This window comes from Streptomyces inhibens, assembly GCF_003389455.1.
Classification (GTDB): domain Bacteria; phylum Actinomycetota; class Actinomycetes; order Streptomycetales; family Streptomycetaceae; genus Streptomyces; species Streptomyces inhibens.
On sequence record NZ_QUAC01000211.1, the window covers coordinates 1 to 26,666 of the forward strand.

Here is a 26,666-nt window from a genome sequence, read left to right on the forward strand (position 1 = left end):
GGCGGGAGGTCGGGGGCCCGCGGGGTGCGGGGAGGGGGCGGCCGGGGTGCCCTGCGGCGGAACCGACGGCTCGGCGGGTACCCGGCGCAGTACGGCGGTCCGCGGATCCTCGTCCGGCTGCGGCGCCATCGGCGCGGGCTGCCGGGGCGGCCGCGGGGGTATGGGTGGGATGTGTCGCGCGTCGGTGAAATCGGCGTCGGTGCTCACCCGCGCTCCCCCTTGCGCCGCTGGCCCCCGGACCCGATCCGCAATCGGGGCAGGGTGGTTGGTATCCGGACAACACGCCGCTGACCTGCTGGTTGCGTGTCGGGCCACTCTAAGGGCTGGTGCCGTCGGCACTCCAACCCCTGTCCGCCTCGTGTCCGCTCTGTCGCGATCTCTCCCCTACCCAGTGGTGGGGGTACCTCCCACGCCCTTTTGGCAGTGGGGGACGGTCTGGCAGGCTGCGGCCATGTCCCAGTACACAGCCGACGCGTATGGCGACAAAGCCCGTTTCGACCGGGCTACCGCACCTTTCGACGCGCCCCTGGCCGTCGTCGACCTGGAGGCCTTCGACGCCAACGCGGACGATCTGGTGCGCCGCTCGAAGGGGAAGCCGATCCGGGTGGCGAGCAAGTCGGTGCGCTGCCGGGCCCTGCTGGAGCGGGTGCTGGCGCGCGACGGCTTCGCGGGGATCATGAGCTTCACGCTGGCCGAGTCGCTGTGGCTGGCGCGCTCGGGATTCACCGACGTCCTGCTGGCGTATCCGTCGGTGGACCGGGCGGGCTTCGCCGAGCTGACCGCCGACCCGAAGCTCGCGGCCGCGGTGACGGTGATGGTCGACGATCCGGCGCAGCTGGATCTGATCGACGCGGCCCGGCCGGCCGGCGGAGGGGGCGAGGAGGTGCGGGTGTGCCTGGAACTGGACACCTCGTACCGCCTGGCGGGCGGAAAGGTGCGGGTCGGCGCCCGGCGGTCGCCGCTGCGGGAGCCCGCCCAACTGGCCGCGCTGGCCCGGGTGGTGGTACGCCGCCCCGGCTTCCGGCTGGTGGGGCTGATGGCGTACGAGGGCCATGTGGCGGGGGTGGGCGACGAGGTCGCCGGGAAGCTGGTGTTCTCCCGGGCGATCCGGTTGATGCAGGCGGCGGCCCGCAAGGAGCTGGCGCGGCGGCGCTGGGAGGCCGTACGGGCGGTGCGGGCGGTGGCGCCGCGGCTGGAGTTCGTCAACGGCGGCGGGACCGGCAGTGTGCAGCACACCGCGGCGGAGGCGGCGGTCACCGAGATCGCGGCCGGCTCGGGGCTTTATGTGCCGCGGCTGTTCGACAACTTCCGTTCGTTCAGCGGGCGTCCGGCGGCGCTGTTCGCGCAGCCGGTGGTGCGCCGGCCGGGGCCCGGCGTGGTGACGGTGCTGGGCGGCGGCTATCCGGCGTCGGGTGTGGCGGGCCCCGACCGGCTGCCGGTGCCGTATCTGCCGGCCGGGCTGCGCTACGACCCGCAGGAGGGGCCCGGTGAGGTGCAGACGCCGCTGCTGGGGCCGGCCGCGGACGGGCTGGCGATCGGCGACAAGGTGTGGTTCCGGCATGCGAAGGCCGGTGAGCTGTGTGAGCGGTTCACGGAGCTGCGGCTGATCGACGGGGACCGGGTGGTGGCGACGGTGCCGACGTACCGGGGAGAGGGCCACGCCTTCCTGTGATGTGAAGGCGCGGCCCGTTCCCGTCAGCCGTGGATGCGGTCCTGCTGGTCGGGCACGACGGTGCCGTCGGGGCGGAGGACCGGGCCGAGGGTGCCGTCCGGCTCGGTGTAGCCGGTGGTCGAGCACGGGTACGGGTCGGTCTTGCGCTTCTTCGGCTCGATGAACATCGGGTTGACGAGCCAGCGGCCGTCGCTGTTGTCGTACGCGCGGCACATCAGCTCGGGCTTGTTGCGGTTGATGGCCAGATGCCCCGCGGTGGCGTCGCCGACGAACGTCACATCGGTCTCGGCGTCGCCCGCCGCGAAGGCGGCGCGGTGCGCGCGGTCCTGCTGCTGCCAGGCCTTGGCGCCCTTGACGCCGTAGATCTCCTGGTTGATCCAGCAGCGCTTGCCGTCGATGTACGTCAGGACCTCGCCGTGGGTGTCCTTGACGTCGCCGCAGCCCTGGACGCCGGTGGTGAGCCGGCCGTCGCTGACGAGGTTGCGGATGCCGATGACGTGGTGACGGTCGATGCCCACACCGGGGGCCCAGGCCTGTACCAGCGGCTCGGCGGACGCGGAGACGATCCAGACGTCGAAGCCGGCCTTCTTGAGGGTGCGGATGAGGTCGCGCTGCTGGTCGTAGTAGCGCACGTATCCGGCCCACTTGTGCGTGCCGACCGTTTGCTGCGTACCGATCGGTGCGGCGAGGTTCTCCTTGCGCGCCTTGGCGGCAAACGAGGTCAGGGCGTCCGGGCTGTGCCCGGCGAACAGCTGGGTGATCCAGACGTAGGAGGGCACCGTGCGCCGGTGGTTCCACTCCCCCGCGAACGCTTCCTTGCCACCGGAGGTCTTCTCGTCGTTGTAGACGTCCAGGATCTCGTCGGTGCAGTCGGTGTCGGTCGACGTCGGCAGCGGACGCCCGGCAGGCACGGACGTGCCGCACGCCTTGGTGAGCGCGGCAGCGGCATCGTCGGTCAGCCACTTGTTGGTGGCCTTCCAGCTGGTGGGACGGAGCACCTTGTCGTGCTTCAGCATCCAGGCCAGCGTGGCGTCGGAGATGTCGTTCTTGACGACGGTGTTGTCCCAGTCGAAGGTCGCGACCGGCTGCGCGCCGTCGGAGCCGGAGCAGCTGCCCTGCTCGTCGATCATTTTCTGCAGCTTGGCACGGTTCTCGCCGTACCAGCCTGTGGACACGTGAAGGGTCGGACAGTGACGCGGAGCCGGGCCCGCCGAGGCCGTCTGGGCAGCCGCGACGCCGCCTCCCACGACCGCGAGGGCAGCACCAGCTGCCAGCCAGCGACGCTTGTTGAGCATGGAACGCACTCCTGTCGAACGAAGAACCGAAGGCGGAGGCTAACGCATGGCGGCCGGGCGTCGAGCGACGTCCGACCGCCAATGCGCTTACGCGGAAGTGAACAACAAGCGTTTACACCGGGGTGACGTACGCGCCCGCGATACCGCCGTCGACCAGGAATTCGGCGGCGTTGACGAACGAGGAGTCGTCGCTGGCGAGGAAGGCGACGGCGGAGGCGATCTCCTCGGGCTCGGCGAACCGGCCGACCGGGACATGCACCAGGCGGCGCGCGGCACGCTCGGGGTCCTTGGCGAACAGCTCCTTCAGCAGCGGGGTGTTGACCGGTCCCGGGCACAGGGCGTTGACCCGGATGCCCTCGCGGGCGAACTGCACGCCCAGTTCGCGGGACATGGACAGCACGCCGCCCTTGGAGGCGGTGTAGCTGATCTGGGAGGTGGCGGCGCCCATCACGGCCACGAAGGACGCGGTGTTGATGATGGAGCCCTTGCCCTGCCGCTGCATGTAGGGCAGCGCGTGCTTGCAGCAGAGGTAGACCGAGGTGAGGTTGACCTCCTGGACGCGCCTCCAGGCGTCCAGGCCGGTGGTGAGGATGGAGTCGTCGTCGGGCGGGGAGATACCGGCGTTGTTGAAGGCGATGTCGACCGAGCCGTAGGTGTCGAAGGCGGTCTTGTAGAGCGCCTCGACCTGCTCGGAGTCGGTCACATCGACCTGGACGAAGGTGCCGCCGACCTCTTCGGCGGCGGCCTTGCCCGCGGTCTCGTCGATGTCGGCGCACACGACGTTGGCGCCTTCGGAGGCCAGTCGGCGGGCGGTGGCCAGGCCGATGCCGCTGCCGGCTCCGGTGATCACGGCGGTACGGCCGACGAGGCGGCGGCACACTGCGGTCTGGTCGGTCACTTGCTCTCCTCGGTGCTGTTCTGGGTGCTGATCTCGGTGCTGATGAAGATGTTCTTGGTCTCGGTGAAGGCGGTCAGTGCGTCCGGGCCCAGTTCGCGGCCGAGGCCGGACTGTTTGAACCCGCCGAAGGGGGTCCAATAGCGCACGCTGCTGTGGGAGTTGACGGAGAGGTTGCCGGCCGCGACGGCGCGCGAGACGCGCAGCGCACGGCCGACATCGCGGGTCCACAGCGAGCCGGACAGGCCGTAGTCCGTCGCGTTGGCGATCCGTACCGCGTCGGCCTCGTCGTCGAAGGGGATGACGACGGCGACCGGGCCGAAGATCTCCTCGACGGCCGTACGGTCGTCGGGGCGCCCTTCCAGGACGGTGGCCGGGTACCAGAAGCCCTTGCCGGCGGGTGCCTCGCCGCGGATGGCGGCCGGGGCGTCCTCGGGGACGTAGGACCGTACGCGCTCACGCTGGGCGGCGGAGATCAGCGGGCCCATCTGCGTCGCGGGATCGGCCGGGTCGCCGACGGTGAACGCCTTGACGGCGGGCTCCAGCAGCTCCATGAAGCGGTCGTAGACCGTCCGCTGGACCAGGATGCGGCTGCGGGCGCAGCAGTCCTGGCCGGTGTTGTCGAGGAAGGAGCCGGGGGCGGCGGCCGCGGCGGCCTCGATGTCGGCGTCGGCGAAGACGATGTTGGGGCTCTTGCCGCCGAGTTCGAGGGTGAGCCGCTTGGTCTGTGCCGCGCAGCGGGCGGCGATCTGCCGTCCGGTGGCGGTGGAGCCGGTGAAGACGACCTTGGCGACGCCCGGGTGGTCGACGAGCGCGGTGCCGGTGACCGGGCCCTCGCCGGGCAGGACCTGGAAGAGGCCCTCGGGCAGGCCGGCCTCCAGGGCCAGCTCGGCGAGCCGCAGCGCGGTGAGCGGGGTGGTCTCGGCGGGCTTGAGGAGGACGGCGTTGCCGGCCGCGAGCGCGGGGGCGGTGCCCCAGGCGGCGATCGGCATCGGGAAGTTCCAGGGGGCGATGACGGCGACCACGCCGAGCGGTTCCTGGACGGTGATGTTCAGGCCGCCGGCGACCGGGATCTGGGTGCCGGTCAGGCGCTCCACTCCCCCCGCGGCGTAGTGCAGCAGATCGCGGACGTTGCCCGCTTCCCACTGCGCGTTGCCCAACGGGTGGCCGGCCTCGCGCAGTTCGAGTTCGGCGAGCGCGGAGATGTTCGCGTCGACGACGTCGGCGAAGCGGCGCAGGATGCGGGCCCGGTCGCCGGGTGCCACCGCGGCCCAGGTCTCCTGGGCGGCGGCGGCCCGCCGGACCGCGGCGTCGACCTGTTCGGGGGAGGTGGTGGGGACGGTGGCCACCACCTCCTCGGTGGCCGGATTGAGGATGTTCAGCTCGTGCAGCACAGCGTTCCTTACATGCGCTCGAAGGAGCGGAAGCGCTCCCAGTCCGTGACGGCGGCGTCGTAGGCGTTCTGTTCGACGCGGGCCATGTGGCGGTAGTGGTCGACCACCTCGTCGCCGAAGGCCTCCCGGGCGATCGGGCTGTTCTCCCACAGATCGGCGGCCTCGCGCAGGGTCGTGGGGACGTGTGCGGCGTCGCCGGCGTAGGCGTTGCCGGTGGTGGCCTCGGGGAGCTCCAGCTCGTGCTCTATGCCGTACAGGCCGGCCGCGACCATGGCGGCGACCGCGAGGTAGGGGTTCACATCGCCGCCGGGCAGGCGGTTCTCCAGACGGTGTGCGCGGCCGTGGCCGACCACCCGCAGGGCGCAGGTGCGGTTGTCGGGGCCCCAGGCGACGGCGGTGGGCGCGAAGGAACCGGGGCGGAAGCGCTTGTAGGAGTTGATGTTGGGCGCGTAGAAGAGCGTGAAGTCGCGCATCGCGGCGAGCTGGCCGGCCAGGAAGTGCCGCATGGTCTTCGACATGCCGTACGGGCCGCTCTCGTCGGCCAGCACCGGCCGGCCCTCCGCGTCCTGGAGCGAGAGGTGGATATGACAGGAGTTGCCCTCGCGCTCGTCGTACTTCGCCATGAAGGTGAGCGACATGCCCTCCTGTGCGGCGATCTCCTTGGCGCCCGTCTTGTAGATGCTGTGCTGGTCGCAGGTGGTGAGCGCCTCGTCGTAGACGAAGACGATCTCGTGCTGGCCCAGGTTGCACTCGCCCTTGGCGGACTCGACGGTCATGCCGGCCGCGCCCATNCACTCGCCCTTGGCGGACTCGACGGTCATGCCGGCCGCGCCCATTTCGTTGCGGATACGGCGCAGTACGGGCTCGACGCGGCCGGTGCCCAGGACGGAGTAGTCGCTGTTGTACTGGTTGGCCGGGTTCATCTGGCGGTAGCCGCGCGCCCAGGCGTCCTCGTAGGTGTCCTTGAAGAGCATGAACTCCAGCTCGGTGCCGGCGTGGGCGCTCCAGCCGTGCCCTGTGCGGTCCAGTCCTAGCTGACTGAGACGGTCGAGCTGGCGGCGCAGGATCTGCCGGGGCGAGGCGACGACCGGCGAGCCGTCGTGCCAGGCGAGGTCGGCGGTGATCAGGGCGGTGCCGGCGTTCCAGGGGGTGCGGCGCAGGGTGGCCGGATCGGCGTGCATCGCGAAGTCGCCGTAGCCGCGTTCCCAGGAGGACATGGCGTAGCCGTCGACGGTGTTGAGGTCGACATCGACGGCGAGGAGGTAGTTGCAGCCCTCCGTACCGTGTTCGAGGACGGTGTCGAGGAAATATCGGGCCGCGAACCGCTTGCCCTGGAGCCTGCCTTGCATATCGGTGAAGGCGAGGACGACAGTGTCGATCTCCCCGGCGTCGACGAGGACTCTGAGCTCCTCGACGGAGAGTGGGGGCGTGCGGTCTGCCACGGTGTTGCCTCCTGTCACTGCATCCGGAGGTCATAAGGTAGGCACACGAACCATTGATTGGGAAGGGGTATCGATGGACGGTGCGGCTGACCGGCTGGCACCCGTGCTGCGGCCGGTGCGCGCGGGCAACGGTTTCGAGGAGGCTCTGGAGCAGATACTCCAGATCGTCCGGCTCGGCCTGGTACCCCAGGGCGAACGGCTGCCCGCGGAGCGGGAGTTGGCGGAGCGGCTGCAGATCAGCCGGGTCACCCTGCGCGAGGTGCTGAAGGTGCTCCAGGACGAGGGCCTGGTGGAGAGCCGGCGCGGACGCTACGGCGGCACATTCGTCCGGGTGCGTACGGAGAATCCGGGCGAGGCCGAGCTGCGGCGCCGGATCGAGAAGATCGACGTCGAGGACACGCTGCGCTTCCGGGAGGTGCTGGAGGTGGGCGCGGCCGGGCTGTGCGCGGCCCACGGGCTCACCGACGAGCACAGTGACCGGCTGCGGGCGGCACTGGCGGCGACCCAGGACGCGCCGCTGGCGGACTACCGCAGGCGCGACACCCTGCTGCATCTGACGCTGGCGGAGCTGTCCGGCTCGCCCTCGCTGGCCGCGCAGTACGCGGCGGTCCGGGCGAGCGTGAACGACCTCCTGGACTGCATTCCGCTCCTGGTACGGAACCTGGAGCACTCCCAGACCCAGCACAGCGCGCTGGTGGAGGCGGTGCTGGAGGGCGATGCGGACGGTGCGCGCGAAGTGATGCGCGAGCACTGCTGCGGGACCGCGGCACTGCTGCGCGGCTTCCTGACCGCTCCGACGCCATGAGCGCCCGCCCGGCGCCGTGAGCCCGCGTTAACCATTCTTTTACGCACGGGTCTTGCGCTGGAGCGGCAGCGAGAGCAAAGGTATGCCGCTAAACCTTTGCTTGATTTCCCCCCTCGGCGAGGCAGGAGCGGCTCATGGCCGACAGCACGGAATCGCAGACCGCACCGCCCACCCCGTCCTCGGGCGGCACCACACCGGGCGGCACCGCATCGCCCGACGAGACCTACCTTGAGCGGCGGTCACTGCGCCGCGGCAGCGCGGGACCGCTGCTGCTGACCGGCCTGGGCGTCGCCTATGTCGTCTCCGGCGACTTCTCGGGCTGGAACAACGGCCTGGCACAGGGCGGCTTCGGCGGCTTGGCCATCGCGGCCGTCCTGATGGGCCTGATGTACACCTGTCTGGTCTTCGCGCTGGCGGAGCTGGCCTCGATCCTGCCGACCGCGGGCGGCGGCTACGGCTTCGCCCGGCGTGCGCTGGGCACCTGGGGCGGCTTCCTCACCGGCACCGCGATCCTGATCGAATATGTACTGGCCCCGGCCGCGATCTCCATCTTCATCGGTGACTATGTCGAATCGCTCGGCCTGTTCGGCCTGCACTCCAGCTGGCCGGTCTATCTCGCCTGCTTTGTGATCTTCATCGGGATCCATCTGTGGGGCGTGGGCGAGGCGCTGCGCTTCAGCCTGATCGTCACCGCCATCGCGGTCGCCGCGATCATCGTCTTCGCGGTCGCCGCGCTGACCGACTTCCATGTCGACGCGCTCAACGACATCCCCGTCGAGGCCGGCGCCTTCGGGGCCAGCTCCTGGCTGCCGTTCGGCATTCTGGGGATCTTGGCGTCGTTCCCGTTCGGCATGTGGTTCTTCCTCGGCGTCGAGGGCGTACCGCTGGCGGCCGAGGAGACCAAGGACCCGGCCCGTTCGCTGCCCAGGGCGATGGCCGCCGCGATGGGCATTCTGCTGCTGCTCGCGCTGATCACCTTTGTCGCCGCGACCGGGGCGCGCGGCAGCGCCGCGATCCAGTCGGTGGGCGATCCGCTGGTCCAGGCGCTACAGCCGCACGGCAAGCCGACCACCATCGGCCGGATCGTCAACTACGCCGGTCTCGCGGGCCTGGTGGCGTCCTTCTTCTCCCTCATCTTCGCCGGTTCACGTCAGCTCTTCGCGCTCTCCCGGGCCGGCTATCTGCCCCGCTTCCTGTCCCTGACCAGCCGCCGCAAGGCCCCCTACCTGGGTCTGCTGGTGCCCGGCGCGCTCGGCTTCGCGCTCGCCGCGGCCACCGGCGACGGCGCCCGGATGCTCAATGTCGCGGTCTTCGGCGCCACCATCTCCTATGCGCTGATGGCCCTCTCGCACATCGTGCTGCGCCGCCGCGAGCCCGGTCTGCACCGCCCCTACCGCACCCCGGGCGGCGCGCTGACCTCGTCCATCGCCTTCGTACTGGCCTGCTCGGCGCTGGTGGCGACGTTCCTGGTCGACAAGGACGCCGCCTTCATCGCCCTCGGCGTGTACGTGGTGGCGCTGGCCTACTTCGCCTTCTACTCCCGGCACCGGCTGGTGGCCTCGGCGCCCGAGGAGGAGTTCGCGGCGCTGGCGGCGGCGGAGGCCGAGCTCGAACGCGACTAGCCGCAACCGTATTGCCGCAGACCGTATTGCCGCCGGCCGGGGCCTCCCGGCCGGCGGCGACCGACCCGCATCGCACGCACGGAGGACGACACCCGATGTCCCAGCCGCTCATCGGCATCAGCACATATCAGGAAGAGGCCCGCTGGGGCGTCTGGACGCTGCCCGCCGCACTGGTACCGGCCGGCTATCCGAAGCTGGTGCAGCGCTCGGGCGGGCTGCCCGCGCTGCTGCCGCCGGGCGACCCGGACAGCGCCGCGGCGACCGTGGCCCGCCTGGACGGGCTGGTGATCGCCGGTGGCGCGGATGTGCAGCCGTCGCGCTACGGCGCGGAGCCGCACCCCAAGACCGGCCCGCCCGCCCTGGACCGGGACGCCTGGGAACTGGCCCTGATCGAGGCCGCGTTGGCGGGCGGCGTACCCCTGCTGGGCATCTGCCGCGGACTGCAGCTGCTGAACGTGGTGCTGGGCGGCACCCTCGTCCAGCACCTCGACGGGCACGCCGGGCCGCCCGGAGTCTTCGGACGGCACGACATCAAGCCGGTACCCGGCACGCTGCTGGGCCGCACCCTGCCCGAGCCGGTCTCCGTACCGACGTACCACCACCAGGCGGTGGACCGGCTCGGCCGCGGGCTGCTGGCCTCGGCGTACGCGGAGGACGGCACCATCGAGGCGCTGGAGCTGCCGGAGGCGTACGGCTTCACCCTCGCCGTGCAGTGGCACCCGGAGGCCGGGGACGACACCCGCGTCATGGACGCGCTGGTGGCCGCGGCGCGCCGGTCGGCGCACATCATCGAGGCATGAGGTCGTCCGCCACCCCCACGAGCAGCACCCGGCTCCCGGGGGTCGTCGGACGGCTGCGGCCGGACCCGCGGGCGGTGGCCGGCACGGGCTGAGGCCTCAGCCCCCGCGGGTCAGCCCCAGCAGGTCGCGGGCCGGGCCCACGGGCCGCTGACCGGTCGGCCACACGGCCCGCAGATCGCGGCCGAGACGCAGTCCGCGCACCGGAATCTCGACCAGCCGGCGCGCGGTCAGCTCCTCGCCGACGGCGAGTTCACTGAGCACGGAAGGGGCCGCCTCGCTCACCACGGCCGCCTTCACGGCGGTGGTCGAGGCGAGTTCGAGGAGCGGCTCGGCCAGCCCCCCGTGCCCGCCGAGCGCCGCGTCGAGCACCTGGCGGGTGCCGGAACCGCGCTCGCGCAGGATCAGCGGGGTCTTCGCCAGTTCCGCGGCGGTCAGCTCCGTACGGCGCCGGGACCAGGGGTGGGACGGGGCGGCGACCACGACCAGCCGGTCGTGTCCGATGACCGCCCCGTCCAGCCCCGACGGCACATCCAGCCCCTCCACGAATCCGAGGTCCGCCTCGCCGCCCAGCAGCCGCTCGGCGACCACACGGGAGTTCCCCGCGTGCAGCGATACGGCGGTCCCGGGCCACTGCGCCCGCAGCGCGATCAGCCAGCCCGGCAGCAGATACTCGGCGATCGTCATGCTGGCCGCGACCCGCAGCCGGGAGTCGCGCCGCCCGCGCAGCGCCTGTGCGCCCGCGTCGAACGCCTCGGCCGCCTCCACCACCCGCCGCGCCCAGTCCGTCACCAGCGCCCCGGCGTCGGTGAGCCGGGATCCGCGCGGCGAGCGTTCGACCAGCGCCACCCCCAACTGCCGTTCCATCGAGCGGATACGGCTGCTGGCGGCGGGCTGGGAGATCCCCCGCGCCCGGGCGGCCCGCCCCAGGCTGCCGAGCCGGGCGACGGCGATCAGCAGCTCCAGCGCACCGAGGTCCGGGACCCGGTGTGACAGCGATACGGCCGCGGGCTCGGCCTCACTCATCGGTCGGCCCCTCGTTTTCCTGCTCCATCCCCCTGCACATAACCCCAGCTTATGCCCTCATAGACGCGATGTCCCTGGTGGGGACGGTTCGGGGCGACGACGCTGTTCCCATGGCAACCCTCGCGCAAGCACCTTCCCGCACCACTCCCGGCGCCGGCCCCGTATCCCCCCGAACCGCGGCCTCGGTTCGTCATCTGGGTCCGAACTGGTACGCCGCCGTCATGGGCACGGCGATCGTCGCCAACGCCGGTGCGGCCCTGCCGCTCACCGCCCCCGGCCTGCGCACCGCCTATCAGGTCGTCTGGGCGCTGTCGGCGCTGATGCTGATCACCCTGCTGGCCGCCCGGACCGTGCACTGGGTCCGGCACGGCGACCAGGCGCGCCGCCACCTGCTGGATCCGACCGTCGCCCCCTTCTACGGGTGCCTGGCCATGGCCCTGCTGGCGGTCGGCGGCGGCACCCTCGCGGTCGGCCGGGACCTGATCGGTGAACCCGCCGCGCTCGCGGCAGACATCGTGCTGTGGACCCTGGGCACCGTCGTCGGACTCGTGGGCGCCGCGACCATCCCGTATCTGATGGTGACCCGGCACCGCATCGAACCGGGCAGCGCCACCCCGGTCTGGATCCTGCCGCTGGTCGCCCCCATGGTCTCGGCCGCGCTCGGCCCGGCCCTGATCCCGCATCTGCCGGCCGGCCAGTGGCGCCTGGCCCTCCTGCTGGCCTGCTACGCACTGTTCGGCATATCGCTGCTGGCCACCCTGCTCGTACTGCCGCTCGTGCTGAACCGGCTGATCCACCACGGGCCGCTGCCGCTCGCGCTGACCCCGACCCTGTTCCTCGTCCTCGGCCCGCTGGGCCAGTCCACCACCGCGGTGAACAACCTCGCCGACGCCGCGACCGGAGTCGTCGACACCTCGTACGCGCACGCCATGAGCGCCTTCGCGGTGCTCTACGGCGTCCCCGTGACGGGCTTCGCCCTGCTGTGGCTGGCGATCGCCACCGCGATGGTGGTGCGCGCCTTCCGGGGCGGTATGGGCTTCGCGATGACCTGGTGGGGCTTCACCTTCCCCATCGGGACCTGTGTCACCGGCGCGGCGGGCCTGGCCCGGCACACCGGACTGGACGCGTTCCACTGGCTCAGCGTGGGCCTGTTCGCCGTCCTGGTGACGGCGGTGGCGGTGGCCGGTACCCGCACCGCATCCGGTCTGGCGCACGGCCGGCTGCTGGCGCCGCCGCAGCCGGTCCGGGCGTAGGGCGTAGGGCGTACCCGCGCACCTACCCGGCCCCGGCCAGCGCCTGTGACAGCACGCCCGGGGCCCGCACCAGCGACGGCCCGTACCAGGTCAGATACCGGCCGCTGACCAGCGCGGCGGGCAGCGAGGGAAACGCCTCGGGCCCGTCGTCCGCGCCGAAGCGGTACGGCTCATCGGGCAGCACGACGAGATCCGCGGGGCAGGCCCGGAGTTCGTCCAGCGGGATGCGCGGATAGCGGTCGGCATGCCCGGCGTAGACGTTCCGTACCCCGAGGCGGGCCAGGAGATCACCGGCAAAGGTGTCCCGCCCCAGCACCATCCACGGCCGCCGCCAGATCGGCACCACCGCGGCCCGCTCGGCCGCCGGCACCGGCAGCTCGCGCCAGGCGGTCTCCGCGGCGTCCAGCCAGTCGGGCCTGGCCAGCCCACAGCCCCGCACCAGAACGCGCGCCAACTCGGACACCGCCTGATCCAGAGTGCGGACCTCGGTCACCATGACGTCCAGCCCGGCCGCCCGCAGCGCAGCCAGGTCCTGCGGACGGTTCTCCTCCTCGTTCGCGATCACGAGGTCGGGCGCCAGAGCGGCGATCTTCCCGGTGCCGGGGTTCTTCGTACCGCCGATACGCGGCACCTCCAGCCCGGCCGGATGGCTGCACCAGTCGGTGGCCCCGACCAGCAGCTCGGGCGCACAGACGGCCACCGCCTCGGTGAGGGAGGGCACCAGGGAGACCACACGCATCCGTCAACGGTACGCGCCCACGCCGCTCAGGACCGCCCGATGACACCACGGCGCAGCCCGTACGCCGCTCCGCCGGCCAGCACGAGCAGCGCCAGGCCCCCCGCCGCCTGGGCCGTGTTCACCCCTTCGCCCCGGCCGCCCCGCACGGTGACGGTCTCGGTGAACCGCGCTCCACCGGGCGCACATTCGATGGTCACCTTGTACCGGCCCGGCGTCGCCCGCTCGGCGACCCTGGCACGGGCGGCCATCCCGCGTTCGCCCGGCCGCAGCACCACCGAGCCGAACAGCGTCGAGGCCGCCCGCGCGGCACCGGCCGGAGCACACTGCCGGTCGTCACTGATACGCACCCGTTGACCGGCCACCATCGGATTCGGCTCGACCTGAGCCGACGCGACGGGCGCGGCGATGCCCAGGGTGGTGGCGCTGATCAGGGCAACGGCGGCTATGCGTGCGGGTTTCACGACCATCTCCTTCGCCGGCCGCGGCGGCGGCAACCACAAGGAAGAACCGGGATACACAGCAGCGAATCACCCATGCGATCGCACCGCGACGCAGACGCGCCCGGTCAGGCGATCCCGCGCCGGCGGTCCGTGACGGACGGTGCCACCGGCCCGCGGACGGGTCCGCATACGGCGAGCCCCGCCGTCCGGCAATACCGGAGGCGGGGCTCGTCGCACCACGGGTGAACTACGCGCCGTAGGCCGCTACTTCACCGGGGCCATCTTGTCCACGATGCCCGGATGGTCGGCGATCCACTTCTCGACGCCCTTGTTCTCCTTGCCCTTGCCGGCATCCTGGATGTCCTGCTCCAGGCTGCCGAGCTCCTCGGCGCTCATCTTCCAGTTCTTCAGCCAGCCGTGGAACTCCGGGAACTTCTTCGGGAAGCTCTTGTTGCCGAGCGTCTTGATCTGGTTGTTGGCGCCCCAGGTGCCCTTGGGGTCGGCGAGCTTGGTGAGCTGGTACTTGCTGTACGCCCAGTGCGGCGACCACAGCACGACCGCGATCGGCTCCTTCTTGTGGTACGCCCGGTCCAGCTCCGCGAGCATCGCGCTGGTGCCGGCCGAGGTGACCTCGAAGTCCTGCAGTCCGTACGCGGGCGCCACATTGTCCTTGAGGCGCTTCATCTCGCCGGTACCCGGCTCGATCCCGATGATCTTGCCCTTGAACTCGTCCTTGTGCTCGCGCAGATCGTCGAGGGTCTTCACACCCTTGACGTAGGACGGGACCGCGATCTCCAGCGAGGTCTTGTCGTACCAGGGCCCGACATCGACAAGATCCTTCTTGTACGTGTCCCAGTACTGCTTCTGTGCGACCGGCAGCCAGCCGTCCGTCTCGACATCGATCTGCCCCGTGGACAGCCCCGTCCACATCGGTCCGACATCGAGGTTGCGGATGTTCGGCTTGTAGCCGCGCTTCTCCAGGACGTTCTTCCACAGGTACGTGGTGGCGATGCCCTCGTCCCACGCGGGGTAGCCGATGTTCGGCGCCTTGCCCGCGTCCTTGCCCTTGGCGTACGTGGCACCGGCGGACGGCGCGACCTTCTCGACCAGGCCGGGGTTCTTCTTCAGCCAGGTCCGCACACCGTCCTGCTCATGCCCCTCACCGGCGCCCTTGATGGCGTTCTCCAGGCTGGTGAGCTGCTTCTCGTCCAGGTGGAAGTTCTTCATCCACTTGGCGACCTCGGGCTCGTCCTTGGCGAAGCCCTTACGGCCCAGCAGGTGCAGGCTGTCACCGGATCCGAAGGAGCCCTTGGGGTCCTTGAGCTTGGTGAGCGGGTACTTGTCGTACGCCCAGTGCGGCGACCACAGCGTGACCGCGATCGGCTTCTTGTCGTGCAGGGAGCGGTCCAGCTCGCTGAGCATGGACGCGGTGGAGGACTCCTGGACCTTGTACTCGCCGCCCAGACCGTAGTCCTTGAGCACCTTCTCCTTGAGGATCTTCATCTCGCCGGCGCCCGGCTCGATACCGGTGATCTTGCCGCCGAACTCGCCGCCCTTGCCCTTGAGGTCATCGAGGGTCTTGATGTCCTTCATGTAGGACGGGACCGCGATCTCCAGGGAGGTCTTGTCGTACCAGGCGCCGAGGTCCTCCAGCTTGTCCGCGTACTTCTTCCAGTACGAGGCGTGGGTCGTCGGCAGCCAGGCGTTGGTCTGTACGTCGATGTCACCACGGGCCTGCCCGGCGAACAGCGGGCCGGCCTCCAGGGCCTGCACCTTGGGCTTGTAGCCGCGCTCCTCCAGGATTTCCTTCCACAGATACGTGGTGGCCTTGCCCTCGTCCCAGTTGACGTAGCCGAGGCTGATCGGACGGCCGTTGCCGCCGCCGGCCTGACCGCCGCCCTTGCCGAACATGCCCATACCGCCGGCGAGCAGCGCGAGCACGACCACACCGACCATCGCCACGGAGGTGGCGGGCCGCCACTGCAGGAACTTCACCCCGCCGAGCGCCGCCTGCGCCTTGGCCAGCGCCCGCCGGCCGAGCGGGGAGACCCGCTGGTTGAGCGCGCCGGTCATCCGGTCCAGGTACATGGCGAGGATGACGACCGCGAGGCCGGCCTCGGCGCCCAGGGCCACATTGACCGAGCTGATCGCGTTGTAGACGGAGGAGCCCAGACCGCCGCCGCCGACCATGCCGGCGATGACGACCATGGACAGCGCCAGCATGATGACCTGGTTGATACCGGCCATGATCGTGGGCAGCGCCAGCGGCAGCTGTACGCGCAAGAGCGTGCGCCGCGGGTGGGTGCCGAACGCCTCGGCCGCCTCGACCAGTTCCGGGTCGACCTGCCGGATGCCCAGCTCGGTCATCCGGACCGCGGGCGGCATGGAGAAGACGATGGTGGCGACGATGCCGGGGACGACACCGAGGCCGAAGAAGAGGATGCCGGGGATGAGGTAGACCATCGCCGGCATCGTCTGCATCAGGTCCAGGACCGGGCGCAGCGCCCCGCCGACGACCCGGCTGCGGGCCGCCCAGATACCGAGCGGCACCGCGACCACGACGGTGATCAGGCAGGCCACCAGCACCAGCGAGAGCGACTCGACGGTCGGGCCCCACTGTTCGATCGAATCGATCAGGGCGAACCCGAGGAAGGTGAGCAGGGCGGCCGGCAGACCGCGCAGCCACCAGGCGAGCACCGCGAGGATGCCGGCCAGCAGCAGCGGTTCGGGCGCGGCCAGAACCGTGTGAATCGCGTCGTAGAGGCCGTTCAGGACCTTTGTGATGAGGGTGAACAGCCAGTCGAGGTTGTCGCGCAGCCAGTTGACGGCGTCATTCGCCCAGCTGCCTATCTGGATCCTAGGCACCGGCGATCACCTTGTCCTCGGGCTTGTCGTCCACGGGCCCGTCCTCCGCCGGTTTCTTGTCGAGCCTGGCCGCCGTACCGTCCGCGGCCGCGGCCTGGGCAGGGACGCCGGGGGTCGCGTCCTGGTCGGCGGGCTCACCGAGGACGGCGAGCAGCCGCTCGGCCGCCACGGCGCCGACCAGGTCGCCGTTCGCATCGGTCACGGCGACCGGCACGGTGCTGGTCGAGCAGGGGGTGAACAGCTCGACGAGGGGGGTGTCGACGCCGACCGTCGCGGGCGCGGCGGCGCGGAACTCCGCGCCGGTGCCGAGCTTCTTGCCGTCCGGAGTCGTACTGCCCAGCACGGTGCCGACCTCGGCCATGATCGCGCCGGCGGTCAGCACCCGGGTGCGGTCCACGTCCTGGGTGAAGGAGGCGACATAGTCGTTGGCCGGGGTGACGAGGATGTCCTCGGCGCTGCCGATCTGGACGATCCGGCCGTCCCGCATCACCGCGATCTTGTCGCCGAGGCGCATCGCCTCGTTGAGGTCGTGGGTGATGAAGACAATGGTCTTCTTCAGGGTCTTCTGCAGTTCGAGCAGCTGGTCCTGCACATCGCGGCGGATCAGCGGGTCGAGCGCGCTGAAGGACTCGTCCATCAGCAGCAGATCGGCGTTGGTGGCCAGCGCCCGGGCCAGGCCCACGCGCTGCTGCATCCCGCCGGACAGCTCGTCGGGCCAGGACTTCTCCCAGCCCTTGAGCCCGGTGAGCTCCAGCGCCTCGGTGGCGCGCCGCTCGCGCTCGGCGCGCGGCACTCCCTGTACCTCCAGCCCGTAGGCGGCGTTCTCCAGCACGCTGCGGTGCGGGAAGAGCGCGAAGTGCTGGAAGACCATGGAGATCTTCTCGGAACGGACCTTGCGCAGTTCCTTGTCACTGAGCGAGGTGAGGTCCTGGCCGTCGAACCGGACGGTTCCCGCGGTCGGCTCCAGCAGCCCGTTGAGCATGCGCAGCAGCGTGGACTTGCCGGATCCGGACAGACCCATGACGACGAAGATCTGGCCCTCGTCCACCTCGATCGAGGCGTCGATCACCGCGGCGGTGGTGCCTTCGGCCCGCAGCTCATCCCGGTCGGCGCCGGCTTCGAGCCGCGCGGCCGCGTCCTCGGGTCGTCTGCCGAACACTTTGTACAGGTGCTCGGCTTGCAGCCTGGACACATAGACCTCTCTTGTCGCACGAGAAACGACCTGCCACCCCCGTAGACAGGTCGTGGAGCGGGACGGGTTCGGCCCGCCTTTACCGGTGGAAATGTTGAATCTCGACCGGGTCCGCTCCGGCTGCGCGCCTGCCCTCCTTTATGGGGCTCAAACACGACGGTGATTCAGCTCACATCTGTGTGACGTATGGGGCATACGGCATCATGCGGGATGTGACTCGACGCCTGATGCTCCTCGATACCGCCTCCCTCTACTTCCGCGCCTATTTCGGGGTACCGGAATCGGTCAAGGCTCCGGACGGCACCCCGGTGAACGCGGTACGCGGTCTGCTGGACTTCATCGCCCGGCTCGTCCAGGACCACCACCCCGATGACCTGGTCGCCTGCATGGACTTCGACTGGCGCCCGCAGTGGCGGGTCGATCTGATCCCCTCCTACAAGGCGCACCGGGTCGCCGAGGAGGCCCCGGCCGGCTCCGCCGAGCCCGACGAGGAAGAGATTCCGGACACTCTCTCGCCGCAGGTTCCGATCATCGAGGACGTCCTCGACGCACTCGGTATCGCCCGTATCGGGTCGGCCGGCTACGAGGCCGACGACATCATCGGCACCCTGACCGCACGGGCGAAGGGCCCGGTCGACATCGTCACCGGCGACCGCGACCTCTTCCAGCTCGTCGACGACCGGCGCGGCATCCGCATCCTGTATCCGCTCAAGGGCGTCGGCACCCTGCAGATCACCGACGAGGCGCTGCTGCGCGAGAAGTACGGGGTGGACGGGCCCGGCTACGCCGATCTGGCGCTGCTGCGCGGCGACCCCAGCGACGGCCTGCCCGGCGTACCCGGTATCGGCGAGAAGACCGCCGCCAAGCTGCTGGCCGCCTACGGCGATCTGGCGGGCATCATGGCCGCCGCCGCCGACCCCGCGTCGAAGGTGACCCCCGTCCAGCGCCAGCGCCTGCTGGAGGCGCGCCCGTACCTCGCGGTCGCCCCCAAGGTCGTCAAGGTGGCCACCGATGTGCCGGTTCCCGATGTCGACCACACACTCCCGGCCGAACCGGCCGATCCCGAGCGCCTGGAGGCACTGGCCGGACAGTGGGGTCTGGGCGGGGCCTTGCAGCGGCTGCTCCTCACCCTTGGCCGATGACCTGTTAGGTTAGGTATACCTAATTACCATCGCGTCAGGGGAGATTGCCGTGGCAGCAGAGCGTCCGTCCCGCAAGAAGCCCGCACTGCACCGCGCCCGGGTGGAGCGCACCGAGCAGCTCACCCCGCACATGGTCCGCGTGGTGCTCGGCGGTGAGGGGCTGGCGGAGTTCGCGGCGGGCGAGTACTCCGACCACTACGTCAAGCTGGTCTTTCCGCTGCCCGGCGTGGACTACCCCGAGCCGTTCGACATCGCACAGATCCGGGCGGACTTCCCGCGCAACCGGTGGCCCCGGACCCGTACGTACACCGTCCGCGCCTGGGACGCCGGGACCCGCGAGCTGACCGTGGACTTCGTGGTGCACGGCGACGAGGGCCTGGCCGGGCCGTGGGCGGCCGCCGTACAGCCGGGCGAGGAGATCTTCCTTCTCGGCCCCGGCGGTGCGTACGTCCCGGAGGCCGGCGCCGACTGGCATCTGCTGGCGGGCGACGAGAGCGCACTTCCGGCCATCGCGGCCTCGCTGGCCCGCATACCCGCGGGCGTCCCCGTGCACGCCTTCATCGAGGTGGCGGGCCCGGAGGAGCGCCAGGAACTGGAGGTTCCGGCCGGTGCCGAGATCAGCTGGCTGTACCGCGGCGGCGCCCCCGTCGGCCGTGAACTGGTCGCCGCCGTACGGGCGTTGGAGTTCCCGGCCGGCCGGGTCCAGGCGTTCGTCCATGGCGAGGCGGGCTTTGTGAAGGAACTGCGCCGACTGCTCCGCGTCGAGCGGGAGATCCCCCGCGAGACCCTGTCCATCTCCGGCTACTGGCGCACCGGCCACGACGAGGACGGCTGGCAGGCCGCCAAGCGTGACTGGAACCAGCAGGTCGAGGCCGAGCAGGAGCCCGCCACGGCGGCGACCTCCTGACCCTGCCTCAGGAAGCGGGCTCCTCTCGGGCGGCGGCTCCGCCGCCCGATCACCCGCACCACGGCCGAAGACCCTCCAGGTAGCGCGTTATCGACCGCCGGTACCCGGGGCCGCGCCACCCTCCGCGGCGCCGGCACCGGGGGCCGCGCCACCATCCTCGGCCTCCTCGAACCGGCGGGCCGAGGCATCCACATGCGCGAGCCGGCGTATCGCCGAGAGCACCGCGTCCCCCAGTACGGTCCCCACCACGACGCTCTCCACCAGCCCGTCGACCTCCGCGTTGCGCCCCACCCACGCCAGATCGGCGGCGGCCACCCGCTCGCAGGCCTCGGCGTAGTCGTCCACGATCTCCTCGAACTCGCCGTGCCCGATGCCACGGAAGGTGGCCAGCGCGACGGCCAGCGCCTCGGCGGACGGATGGTCCGGCTCGACCTGCCAGCCGCGCCGGCGGATCATCTCCGCCACTTTCCGCCGCACCTCCGGCATACCCTCCGGCTCGGCGACGACCTGCGGGGTGATGGCGTGCTGCGCCGCGCCGAGCACCTTGTGCACCGACTCCTCCGGTGAGTCGACGGCGGCCAGCACCTCGCGGACGACCGAGACCGAAAGCCCCCCGACGTCCATCAGCCCGCGGATCAGCCGCAGCCTGCGGACGTGACTGTCGTCGTAGCTGGCCTGGTTGGGGCTGGTCAGCCGGCCCGCGGGCAACAGCCCCTCGCGGACGTAGTACTTGATCGTCGGGATCGCGACACCCGTCTCGCGACTCAACTCCCCGATGCGCATCTGCCGCCCTTTCCCGCGCCGGGCCCATACCCCGCCGCTCCGTACGTACCGGGCGCCCCGCTCTCTCCCGGCCTTGCCAATCCGGTCCCCATCATAGATAGTCCAGCTATCAGATAGCAGTAAGCGCTACTATCTATTCCACTGGGGGACCCGTATGTCCAGATACCGTTCGCTGCTCGCCTTCTCCTGGGCGATGGCCGCACTCGCGGTCGTCGCGGCGGTCGGGCTGATCGTCGACGACCGGGTCCTGGTCGGCTCACCGATCTGGTTCAAGCCGTTCAAGTTCGCGGTGTCGTTCGTCGCCTACGGGCTGACGCTCGCCTGGATGCTCTCCCGGCGCGCCGGCCGGAGCCGGGTCGGCGAGTGGGCCGCACACACCGTCGTGGTCGCCGGAGTCGCCGAGATGGCCATCATCACGGGACAGACCATCCGCGGCCGGCGCAGCCACTTCAACGCCGAAACCCCGCTGGACAGCGCCCTGTTCGCCACCATGGGAATCACCATCGCGGTCCTGTGGACGGCCACCCTCGTGATCGCGATCCTGCTGTTCCGGGCCCGGCTGGGCGACCGGGCCACCACCTGGGCGATCCGGCTCGGCCTGCTGCTCGCGCTGGTCGGACTGGCGCTCGGCGCGCTGATGCTGGGGCCCACCCCGGAGCAGCAGGCCGCGGGCGGTCTGCACACCGTGATCGGCGCACACAGCGTCGGCGTCCCCGACGGCGGCCCGGCCATGCCGCTGACCGGCTGGAACACCACCGGCGGCGATCTGCGCATCCCGCACTTCGTCGGCATGCACGCCCTCCAGGCGCTGCCCCTGTTCCTGTACGGGATCGAGTCGCTGGCCGGGCGCTTCACCCGGCTGCGGAGCGACCGGGTACGACTGCGCCTGGTGCTGGTCGCGGCCGGGTTCATCGCCGCGCTGCTGGCGCTGGTGACCTGGCAGGCGCTGCACGGCCAGGCACTGATCCACCCGGACGGGGCAACGCTCGGCGCGCTCGCGGCCCTCGTTGCGGCCACCTCGATCGGCACGTACGCGGCGCTGCGACGGCCCGCACCCGCCGACGATGAAGGCGACGACCACGCCACTCAATCCCCCACTTCCGCAACGGAGTTGACGGCATGACCAGCAGCACCCTCTTCGATCTGGCCTTCTTTCTCGCGGCGCCGTTCTGGGCCCTGCTGATCCTGGCCCCCGGCCGGCGCTGGACCGACCGGATCGCCGCCCCGCCGCTTCCGATGGTGCCGGTCATCGCGGTCTATCTCGCCCTGGCCGTCCCGGTGTTCCCGCAGTTGTGGGCCGCCGTCAGCCGCCCGGATCTGGCGGGCTTCCAGGAGTTGCTGCGGCTCGGTGGCGGGGCCGGCGCGATCTGGGCGCAGGTGATCGCATGGGATCTGTTCCTGGGGCAGTGGATGTACCGGGAGGCTCGCGCGCTGGGGATCCATCCGCTGGTGATGGGCCCGCTGCTGGTGCTGACCGTGCCGCTCTCCCCCATCGGCGTACTGCTCTTCCTCGGCATCCGCGCGGGCGTCCGCCTCCGGGCGCGCCGGCACCCCGGCCTTCGGCAGACCGGGGCGCCCCGGGCCGAGGAGAGCCGACAACTTTCCATTCCTTGACAAAGAAGTTTTTCGGTCGCACTCTGGTGGAGTGATCGATGTAGCAGTGATCGACGACCCGGCCGCCGCCGGTGTCTCCCTGGACCCGGTGCGGGCGCGGCTGCTGGCCGCGCTGACCGCACCGGGTTCGGCGACGACCCTGGCCGCAGAGGTCGGACTGTCCCGGCAGAAGGTCAACTACCATCTGCGGGCCCTGGAGCGGCACGGTCTGATCGAGCTGGTCGAGGAGCGCCGTAAGGGCAATGTCACGGAGCGGATCGTGCAGGCGACGGCCGCGTCCTATGTGATCTCGCCCGCCGCGCTGTCCGCCGTCGCGCCCGACCCCGGCCGCGCGCCGGACCAGCTCTCCGCCCGGTGGCTGCTGGCCCTCGCGGCCCGGCTGGTGCGCGAGGTGGGCGAGCTCATCAAGCGCTCGACGAAGGCCGGCCAGCGGCTGGCGACCTTCGCCATCGACGGCGAGGTCCGGTTCGCCTCGGCCGCCGACCGGGCCGCGTTCGCCGAGGAGCTCGGCGCCACCGTCAACCGCCTCGTCGCCAAGTACCACGACGAGAAGGCGGCGGGCGGGCGGCATCACCGGCTGATCGTGGCCCTGCACCCCAGCATCACCCGCCCCGCCGACGACGAGCCCGCACCGGACCACCCGGCGCCCGGGCCCGCCACATCCACCGAGGAGTAGCCATGCCGAAAGAGTTCGAGATCCGCCGTGAGGTCGTGCTGCCGGCTGCGCCCGAGGACGTCTTCAAGGCGGTCACGGCCGATACCGGCGGGTGGATGTTCCCGACGGAGAAGGTCTCCGCCGTCGGAGGCAGCGGCCCCGACGACCCCACGGTCGCCGCCTGGGAGCCGCCGCACCGCTTCGAGGTCCGCGTCGAGGGCGAGGACGGCTGGTTCAACGCGCTGGAGTACCTCATCGAGGCGCGCGACGGCGGCACCGCCGTACTCCGCTACGTCCACAGCGGTGTGATGAGCGACGCCGACTGGGACGGCCAGTACGACGGCGCCTCCCTGCACACCGACTTCTATCTGCACACCCTCGGCCAGTACCTCCGGTACTTCACCGGCCGCCCGGCGGCCTTCGCCGACATCCAGGGCCCGGCGGCCTCGGTCACCCCCGACGGCTTCGCGGTGCTGCTGCGCGCGCTGGGCCTCACCGACACGATGGCCGTGGGCGACCGGCTGCGCGTCGAACTGCCGGGCGCGGCCCCGCTGGACGCGGTCATCGACTACCGCACCGAGCACTTCCTCGGACTGCGGACCGACGCCGGGCTCTACCGCTTCTTCGGACGCAACGCCTTCAAGGCACCGGTCGGCATCACCCTCCATCTGTTCGACGGCACCGGCGAGGGCGACGGGCAGAAGGCGGGAGGGGCCTGGCAGAACTGGCTCGACGGGGTGTACGCGACGGACCACGCCGGCTGACCCCGCCCCGGGAAGGCGGGCGGGCCCGCAGCACCCGGGCGCTCTCGTAGGGGTGTGACCGAGATACGCGCCAAAGGGGCAACGGGATGATCTTGAAGCCCTGAGCACCCGTCGGCCGTCACCCATTCGGCTCAGTGTCGTTGGTGGTGATGTTGAGCGTCGTCTGGGGCCTGGGGTGGGTTGTGACATCGATTGAACGGACCGCGTATCCGCGGTTCAAGCGGCTGATCACCGCGCATGAGCTGCATCTGTTCTTCTCCCCGAGTCGCGATGAGCTGGAGTGGGCAGCCGATGCCACGGACTGCGATAAGCATCTGCTGGCGCTGCTGCTGATGCTGATGCTGAAGTCGTACCGGCGCATGGGGTGTTTCCCGGCGTTGGAGGATGTCCCGGAGATGGTGGTGGACTTCGTCCGGCGTGCGGTGGAGCTGCCGGAGGGCACGCTGCCGGCGTACCGGGCGGAGCGGACCGCCAAGCACCACCGGGGCCTGGTCCGCAAGCAGGCCGGAGTGACGTACGACCAGGCCAAGGCCCGCGGGATCGTCGAGCAGTCGATCCGCAAGGAGGCCGCGGCGAAGAACCGCCCAGCGGACCTCATTAACATCGCGCTGGAGAAGGTGGTGGAGGCCGGGCTGGAGCTGCCGGGGTTCTCGACCTTCGACAAGATGGCCTCGAAAATCCGTACCGAGGTGAACGCCTCGATCTGTACGGGCATCCACGACCGCATGAGCGCTGCTCAGCGGGCGGGGCTCATGCGGCTGTTGGAAGACCGTGACAGCGACGGGACGACGCTGTTCAACCGGCTGAAGAAGCCCGCCAAGGGCCCGACCTGGTCGCACTTCAAGAACCTGACCAAGCGTCTGGAATGGCTGGACGAGCTCGGCGACACCGACGTGTGGATGGACGGAGTCGCCGCGGGGAAGGTCACCGACTTCGCCGGGGAGGCGGATGCGGCGGACGCCTCGGAGCTGCGGGACTTCGTCCCCGTCAAGCGCATCGCGCTGGTCGCGGCCTTGACGCACAAGGCGCGGATGCGGGTGCGGGACGACCTGGCGACGATGTTCTGCAAGCGTGTGGCGACGAAGATCAAGAAGGCCAAGGCGGAGCTGGAGGAGATCCGGCTCGCGGAGCGGGAGATCGTCGAGGCCCTGATCGGGAACTACCGCACGGTGCTCAAGCACATCGACGAGGGCGGCCCGGCCCAGGAGGCGCTCGCGAAGGCCGCGGCCATGACCGCCGAGGTCCGCCAGACCCTGGAGGGTCTGGACGAGGAGGCGTCGGTTGACGAGGTCGCGACGCGGCTGGAGGGCAGGGTCTCCCCGGCGGTCCTCGCCCTGGTGAAGGCCAGGTGGTGCAGGCCGGCGGGTTCGGCGCGGTCACCCGCGCGGTGGACGGCTTCGGAGGGTTCGCGAAGCAGTACGAGCAGATCGAGAAGGTCTCCGCCCATCACGGCAACTTCTGGGTGCTGCTGCTGTACGGGCAGATCGGCCGGGACCGGGCGGTGATGTTCGACCTTGCCGACAACGACAAGCTGAAGTTCACCGTGACCAGCGAGGACAGCCGGGTGCTGGACGCCCTCGCGCACGCCCAGCGGCACCAGGCGGCCCGCGGCGACTACATCACCGCCTTCAACGAGGAGGGCAAGGAGGTCGACATCTCCTTCGCCACCCAGAACTGGCGCAAGGCGGTGGTCGACAAGACCCGGACCGGGCAGTTCGTGCGCAAGCACTTCGAGGCGATGGTCTTTACCGCGCTCGCCGAGGAGCTGCGCACCGGCGACGTCGCGGTGGTCGGCTCGGAGGAGTACGCCGACTGGTCCGAGCAGCTGCTGGCCTGGGAGGTCGTCCAGGAGACGCTGGGGTCCTACCTGGTGGAGGTCGGCCTTGCCGAGCAGGGCGAGAGTGCCGAGTTCGACGCCAAGTTCTTCCGCCGGCAACTGGAGGACAAGCTGCGAGGTGCCGCCGCGGCGGCGGACGCCGGGTACCCGGAGAACGATGGCTTGGTGATCGATCCGGAGACGGGTATCCCGTCGCTGAAGGCGTTCCGGGCTGACGGTCAGCGGCCCTCGGCGAAGCGGCTGGAGCAGGAGATCAGGCGAGGATGCCGGAGCGTTCCCTGATGGGGATCGTGGCCCGGACCGCGTACTGGGTGGAGTGGTGGCGCCGTTTCGGCCCGCCGTCCGGCAACGAGCCCAAGCTCACCGACCCCTTGGGCCGCTACGTGATCGTCACGTTCGTCAAGGGCACCAACATGGGTCCGTACGAGGCCGCCCGGCACATCCCCGGCGTGAGCGGGCACGAGCTGTCGTACGTCGCCAACAAGCACTTCTCGATCGTGCTGCTGAACGAGGCGGTCGCCGACCTGGTGAACGCGCACGCCCGCCTGGACATCTCGCAGGCGTGGGGCGACGGAACCGCGGTGGCGGCGGACGGCACCCACATGGACACGTATCTCGACAACCTGCTCTCCGAGACGAGCGTGCGGTACGGCAAGCCGGGCGGGATCGCCTACCACCACGTCTCGGACACCTACATCGCGCTGTTCACGCACTTCATCCCGTGCGGGGTGTGGGAGGCCGTCTACCTCATCGAGGGACTGTTGAAGAACACCAGCGAGGTACAGCCGACCACGGTGCACGCGGATACGCAGGGCCAGAGCTTCCCTGTCTTTGCGCTCGCCCACCTGCTGGGCTTCGACTTGATGCCCAGGATCAGGAACTGGAAGGAACTGACCTTCTACCGGCCTTCCACGCAGAGCGAGTACGTGCACATCGACGCCCTGTTCGGCGAGCCGGGCAAGCACGTCATTGACTTCGACCTGATCGAGTCCCAGTTCCGTCACCTGATGCGGGTGGCCGTCTCCGTACGCGAGGGCACCATCTCCTCCTCCACACTGCTCAAGCGCCTGCGCTCGGGGTCGAGGAAGAACGCCACCTACGCCGCCTTCCGCGAGGTCGGCCGCGTGATCCGCAGCGTCCAGCTCCTGCGCTACCTCTCGGACGCGCCGCTTCGCCGACGGGTGACCGCGGCGACCAACAAGGTCGAGTCGTTCAACCGGTTCTCCCAGTGGATTGGCTTCGGCAACCGCGGTGTCATTGCCGACAACGACCCCATCGAGCAGGAAAAGGCGATGAAGTTCAACGCCCTGCTCACGAACGCGGTGATCTTCCACAATGCCCTGGACATCGCGGAGATCGTCCGCCAGCTGCTGGAAGAGGGATGGGAGATCGACCCGGAAGACCTGGCGCACATCTCGCCGTACCTGACCGAACACATCAACCGGTTCGGCGAGTACAGCACCCACGAACTCGGCATCCAGCCCGAGGCGTACGACCCGAAACTCGACGTCGACTTCACCCCGCTGC

Annotated in this window: 24 protein-coding genes and 2 pseudogenes; 14 read left to right on the plus strand and 12 right to left on the minus strand. The window is 70.6% G+C overall.

The window, feature by feature from the left end; genetic code table 11:
- Nucleotides 1–207: pseudogene (locus DY245_RS45375) on the minus strand (hypothetical protein); the annotation flags it as partial.
- A 244-nt stretch (nucleotides 208–451) separates the two neighbouring features.
- Here DY245_RS45375 and DY245_RS26425 point away from each other — a divergent pair.
- Nucleotides 452–1,672: an amino acid deaminase/aldolase gene (locus tag DY245_RS26425; RefSeq protein WP_128509728.1), complete on the plus strand. Its 1,221-nt coding sequence runs from the start codon at nucleotides 452–454 to the stop codon at nucleotides 1,670–1,672.
- Nucleotides 1,673–1,695: 23 nt separating this feature from the next.
- On the opposite strand, the gene DY245_RS26430 is transcribed toward DY245_RS26425, so the two are convergent.
- From DY245_RS26430 to DY245_RS46785, 5 genes and pseudogenes are all read right to left on the minus strand, one after another.
- The gene (locus tag DY245_RS26430; protein ID WP_128509729.1) at nucleotides 1,696–2,967 is read right to left on the minus strand and encodes a haloacid dehalogenase-like hydrolase; all 1,272 of its coding nucleotides are present in this window, start codon (nucleotides 2,965–2,967) and stop codon (nucleotides 1,696–1,698) included.
- A gap of 112 nt (nucleotides 2,968–3,079) precedes the next feature.
- Nucleotides 3,080–3,865 carry a 3-oxoacyl-ACP reductase gene (locus DY245_RS26435; RefSeq protein ID WP_128509730.1) on the minus strand — a complete coding sequence of 262 codons (786 nt, stop codon included), beginning with the start codon at nucleotides 3,863–3,865 and terminating at the stop codon, nucleotides 3,080–3,082.
- On the minus strand, nucleotides 3,862–5,256 hold the full coding sequence (locus DY245_RS26440) for an aldehyde dehydrogenase family protein (protein ID WP_128509731.1): 1,395 nt from the start codon (nucleotides 5,254–5,256) through the stop codon (nucleotides 3,862–3,864). Before DY245_RS26440 ends, DY245_RS26435 begins: the two co-directional genes overlap by 4 nt.
- A gap of 8 nt (nucleotides 5,257–5,264) precedes the next feature.
- On the minus strand, nucleotides 5,265–6,047 hold a 783-nt coding region (locus tag DY245_RS46780; RefSeq protein ID WP_244943274.1), incomplete at its 5' end, for a glutamine synthetase family protein.
- A gap of 1 nt (nucleotide 6,048) precedes the next feature.
- Nucleotides 6,049–6,698 (minus strand): annotated as a pseudogene (locus tag DY245_RS46785) (type I glutamate--ammonia ligase); the annotation flags it as partial.
- A 73-nt stretch (nucleotides 6,699–6,771) separates the two neighbouring features.
- Here DY245_RS46785 and DY245_RS26450 point away from each other — a divergent pair.
- From DY245_RS26450 to DY245_RS26460, 3 genes are all read left to right on the plus strand, one after another.
- Complete coding sequence (locus tag DY245_RS26450; protein ID WP_128509733.1) at nucleotides 6,772–7,503, plus strand: FadR/GntR family transcriptional regulator; 732 nt, start codon at nucleotides 6,772–6,774, stop codon at nucleotides 7,501–7,503.
- 134 nt (nucleotides 7,504–7,637) lie between these two features.
- A complete protein-coding gene (eat, locus tag DY245_RS26455; protein ID WP_128509734.1) occupies nucleotides 7,638–9,125 on the plus strand; it encodes an ethanolamine permease in 1,488 nt (495 codons plus the stop codon).
- 95 nt (nucleotides 9,126–9,220) lie between these two features.
- Nucleotides 9,221–9,925, plus strand: coding sequence for a gamma-glutamyl-gamma-aminobutyrate hydrolase family protein (locus tag DY245_RS26460; RefSeq protein ID WP_128509735.1), 705 nt, complete (start codon nucleotides 9,221–9,223; stop codon nucleotides 9,923–9,925).
- Nucleotides 9,926–10,021: 96 nt separating this feature from the next.
- Here the strand turns inward: DY245_RS26460 and DY245_RS26465 are convergent, their stop codons facing one another.
- The gene (locus DY245_RS26465) at nucleotides 10,022–10,948 is read right to left on the minus strand and encodes a LysR family transcriptional regulator (RefSeq protein WP_128509736.1); all 927 of its coding nucleotides are present in this window, start codon (nucleotides 10,946–10,948) and stop codon (nucleotides 10,022–10,024) included.
- 110 nt (nucleotides 10,949–11,058) lie between these two features.
- Between DY245_RS26465 and DY245_RS26470 the strand changes: the two genes are divergently transcribed.
- Entirely contained in the window at nucleotides 11,059–12,201 is a 1,143-nt protein-coding gene (locus DY245_RS26470) for a TDT family transporter (protein ID WP_128509737.1), read from the plus strand.
- Between the two features lie 22 nt (nucleotides 12,202–12,223).
- Here DY245_RS26470 and DY245_RS26475 read toward each other — a convergent pair whose 3' ends face one another.
- The 4 genes from DY245_RS26475 to DY245_RS26490 all read right to left on the minus strand — a co-directional run bounded on the left by DY245_RS26475 (nucleotide 12,224) and on the right by DY245_RS26490 (nucleotide 17,437).
- Nucleotides 12,224–12,940, minus strand: coding sequence for a helical backbone metal receptor (locus tag DY245_RS26475; RefSeq protein ID WP_128509738.1), 717 nt, complete (start codon nucleotides 12,938–12,940; stop codon nucleotides 12,224–12,226).
- Nucleotides 12,941–12,966: 26 nt separating this feature from the next.
- Nucleotides 12,967–13,407 carry a hypothetical protein gene (locus tag DY245_RS26480; RefSeq protein WP_128509739.1) on the minus strand — a complete coding sequence of 147 codons (441 nt, stop codon included), beginning with the start codon at nucleotides 13,405–13,407 and terminating at the stop codon, nucleotides 12,967–12,969.
- Nucleotides 13,408–13,644: 237 nt separating this feature from the next.
- Nucleotides 13,645–16,245, minus strand: coding sequence for an ABC transporter permease/substrate binding protein (locus DY245_RS26485; RefSeq protein ID WP_128509740.1), 2,601 nt, complete (start codon nucleotides 16,243–16,245; stop codon nucleotides 13,645–13,647).
- Nucleotides 16,238–17,437, minus strand: coding sequence for a quaternary amine ABC transporter ATP-binding protein (locus tag DY245_RS26490; RefSeq protein ID WP_128509741.1), 1,200 nt, complete (start codon nucleotides 17,435–17,437; stop codon nucleotides 16,238–16,240). The genes DY245_RS26485 and DY245_RS26490 overlap by 8 nt, the downstream gene beginning before the upstream one ends.
- A gap of 227 nt (nucleotides 17,438–17,664) precedes the next feature.
- Here DY245_RS26490 and DY245_RS26495 point away from each other — a divergent pair, with 227 nt between their 5' ends.
- Both DY245_RS26495 and DY245_RS26500 read left to right on the plus strand, forming a co-directional pair.
- A complete protein-coding gene (locus tag DY245_RS26495) occupies nucleotides 17,665–18,579 on the plus strand; it encodes a 5'-3' exonuclease (RefSeq protein ID WP_128509748.1) in 915 nt (304 codons plus the stop codon).
- Nucleotides 18,580–18,628: 49 nt separating this feature from the next.
- Entirely contained in the window at nucleotides 18,629–19,486 is an 858-nt protein-coding gene (locus DY245_RS26500; protein ID WP_128509742.1) for a siderophore-interacting protein, read from the plus strand.
- 87 nt (nucleotides 19,487–19,573) lie between these two features.
- On the opposite strand, the gene DY245_RS26505 is transcribed toward DY245_RS26500, so the two are convergent.
- The gene (locus DY245_RS26505; protein WP_128509743.1) at nucleotides 19,574–20,269 is read right to left on the minus strand and encodes a MerR family transcriptional regulator; all 696 of its coding nucleotides are present in this window, start codon (nucleotides 20,267–20,269) and stop codon (nucleotides 19,574–19,576) included.
- Between the two features lie 193 nt (nucleotides 20,270–20,462).
- Here DY245_RS26505 and DY245_RS26510 point away from each other — a divergent pair, with 193 nt between their 5' ends.
- The 7 genes from DY245_RS26510 to DY245_RS26540 all read left to right on the plus strand — a co-directional run.
- Nucleotides 20,463–21,392, plus strand: a complete 930-nt coding sequence (locus DY245_RS26510; RefSeq protein ID WP_244943276.1) for a hypothetical protein — start codon at nucleotides 20,463–20,465, stop codon at nucleotides 21,390–21,392.
- Complete coding sequence (locus DY245_RS26515; RefSeq protein WP_244943275.1) at nucleotides 21,389–21,883, plus strand: ABA4-like family protein; 495 nt, start codon at nucleotides 21,389–21,391, stop codon at nucleotides 21,881–21,883. Before DY245_RS26510 ends, DY245_RS26515 begins: the two co-directional genes overlap by 4 nt.
- 31 nt (nucleotides 21,884–21,914) lie before the next feature.
- A complete protein-coding gene (locus DY245_RS26520) occupies nucleotides 21,915–22,559 on the plus strand; it encodes an ArsR/SmtB family transcription factor (protein ID WP_128509744.1) in 645 nt (214 codons plus the stop codon).
- Between the two features lie 2 nt (nucleotides 22,560–22,561).
- The gene (locus DY245_RS26525; RefSeq protein ID WP_128509745.1) at nucleotides 22,562–23,302 is read left to right on the plus strand and encodes an SRPBCC family protein; all 741 of its coding nucleotides are present in this window, start codon (nucleotides 22,562–22,564) and stop codon (nucleotides 23,300–23,302) included.
- Nucleotides 23,303–23,484: 182 nt separating this feature from the next.
- On the plus strand, nucleotides 23,485–24,807 hold the full coding sequence (locus DY245_RS26530; protein ID WP_181923879.1) for a DUF4158 domain-containing protein: 1,323 nt from the start codon (nucleotides 23,485–23,487) through the stop codon (nucleotides 24,805–24,807).
- Nucleotides 24,690–25,421 carry a hypothetical protein gene (locus DY245_RS26535; protein WP_128509747.1) on the plus strand — a complete coding sequence of 244 codons (732 nt, stop codon included), beginning with the start codon at nucleotides 24,690–24,692 and terminating at the stop codon, nucleotides 25,419–25,421. Before DY245_RS26530 ends, DY245_RS26535 begins: the two co-directional genes overlap by 118 nt.
- Nucleotides 25,403–26,666 (plus strand): Tn3 family transposase (locus tag DY245_RS26540; RefSeq protein ID WP_147318375.1); only part of this gene is annotated, 1,264 nt, incomplete at its 3' end. The genes DY245_RS26535 and DY245_RS26540, both read left to right, overlap by 19 nt.

Bases quoted from the DNA above. Each gene is read 5' to 3' on its own strand.
- DY245_RS26425 (WP_128509728.1), top strand. From the start codon at position 452: ATGTCCCAGTACACAGCCGACGCGTATGGCGACAAAGCCCGTTTCGAC.
- DY245_RS26430 (WP_128509729.1), bottom strand. From the start codon at position 2,967: ATGCTCAACAAGCGTCGCTGGCTGGCAGCTGGTGCTGCCCTCGCGGTC.
- DY245_RS26450 (WP_128509733.1), top strand. From the start codon at position 6,772: ATGGACGGTGCGGCTGACCGGCTGGCACCCGTGCTGCGGCCGGTGCGC.
- eat (WP_128509734.1), top strand. From the start codon at position 7,638: ATGGCCGACAGCACGGAATCGCAGACCGCACCGCCCACCCCGTCCTCG.
- DY245_RS26460 (WP_128509735.1), top strand. From the start codon at position 9,221: ATGTCCCAGCCGCTCATCGGCATCAGCACATATCAGGAAGAGGCCCGC.
- DY245_RS26465 (WP_128509736.1), bottom strand. From the start codon at position 10,948: ATGAGTGAGGCCGAGCCCGCGGCCGTATCGCTGTCACACCGGGTCCCG.
- DY245_RS26470 (WP_128509737.1), top strand. From the start codon at position 11,059: ATGGCAACCCTCGCGCAAGCACCTTCCCGCACCACTCCCGGCGCCGGC.
- DY245_RS26475 (WP_128509738.1), bottom strand. From the start codon at position 12,940: ATGCGTGTGGTCTCCCTGGTGCCCTCCCTCACCGAGGCGGTGGCCGTC.
- DY245_RS26480 (WP_128509739.1), bottom strand. From the start codon at position 13,407: ATGGTCGTGAAACCCGCACGCATAGCCGCCGTTGCCCTGATCAGCGCC.
- DY245_RS26495 (WP_128509748.1), top strand. From the start codon at position 17,665: ATGCTCCTCGATACCGCCTCCCTCTACTTCCGCGCCTATTTCGGGGTA.
- DY245_RS26505 (WP_128509743.1), bottom strand. From the start codon at position 20,269: ATGCGCATCGGGGAGTTGAGTCGCGAGACGGGTGTCGCGATCCCGACG.
- DY245_RS26510 (WP_244943276.1), top strand. From the start codon at position 20,463: ATGGCCGCACTCGCGGTCGTCGCGGCGGTCGGGCTGATCGTCGACGAC.
- DY245_RS26515 (WP_244943275.1), top strand. From the start codon at position 21,389: ATGACCAGCAGCACCCTCTTCGATCTGGCCTTCTTTCTCGCGGCGCCG.
- DY245_RS26525 (WP_128509745.1), top strand. From the start codon at position 22,562: ATGCCGAAAGAGTTCGAGATCCGCCGTGAGGTCGTGCTGCCGGCTGCG.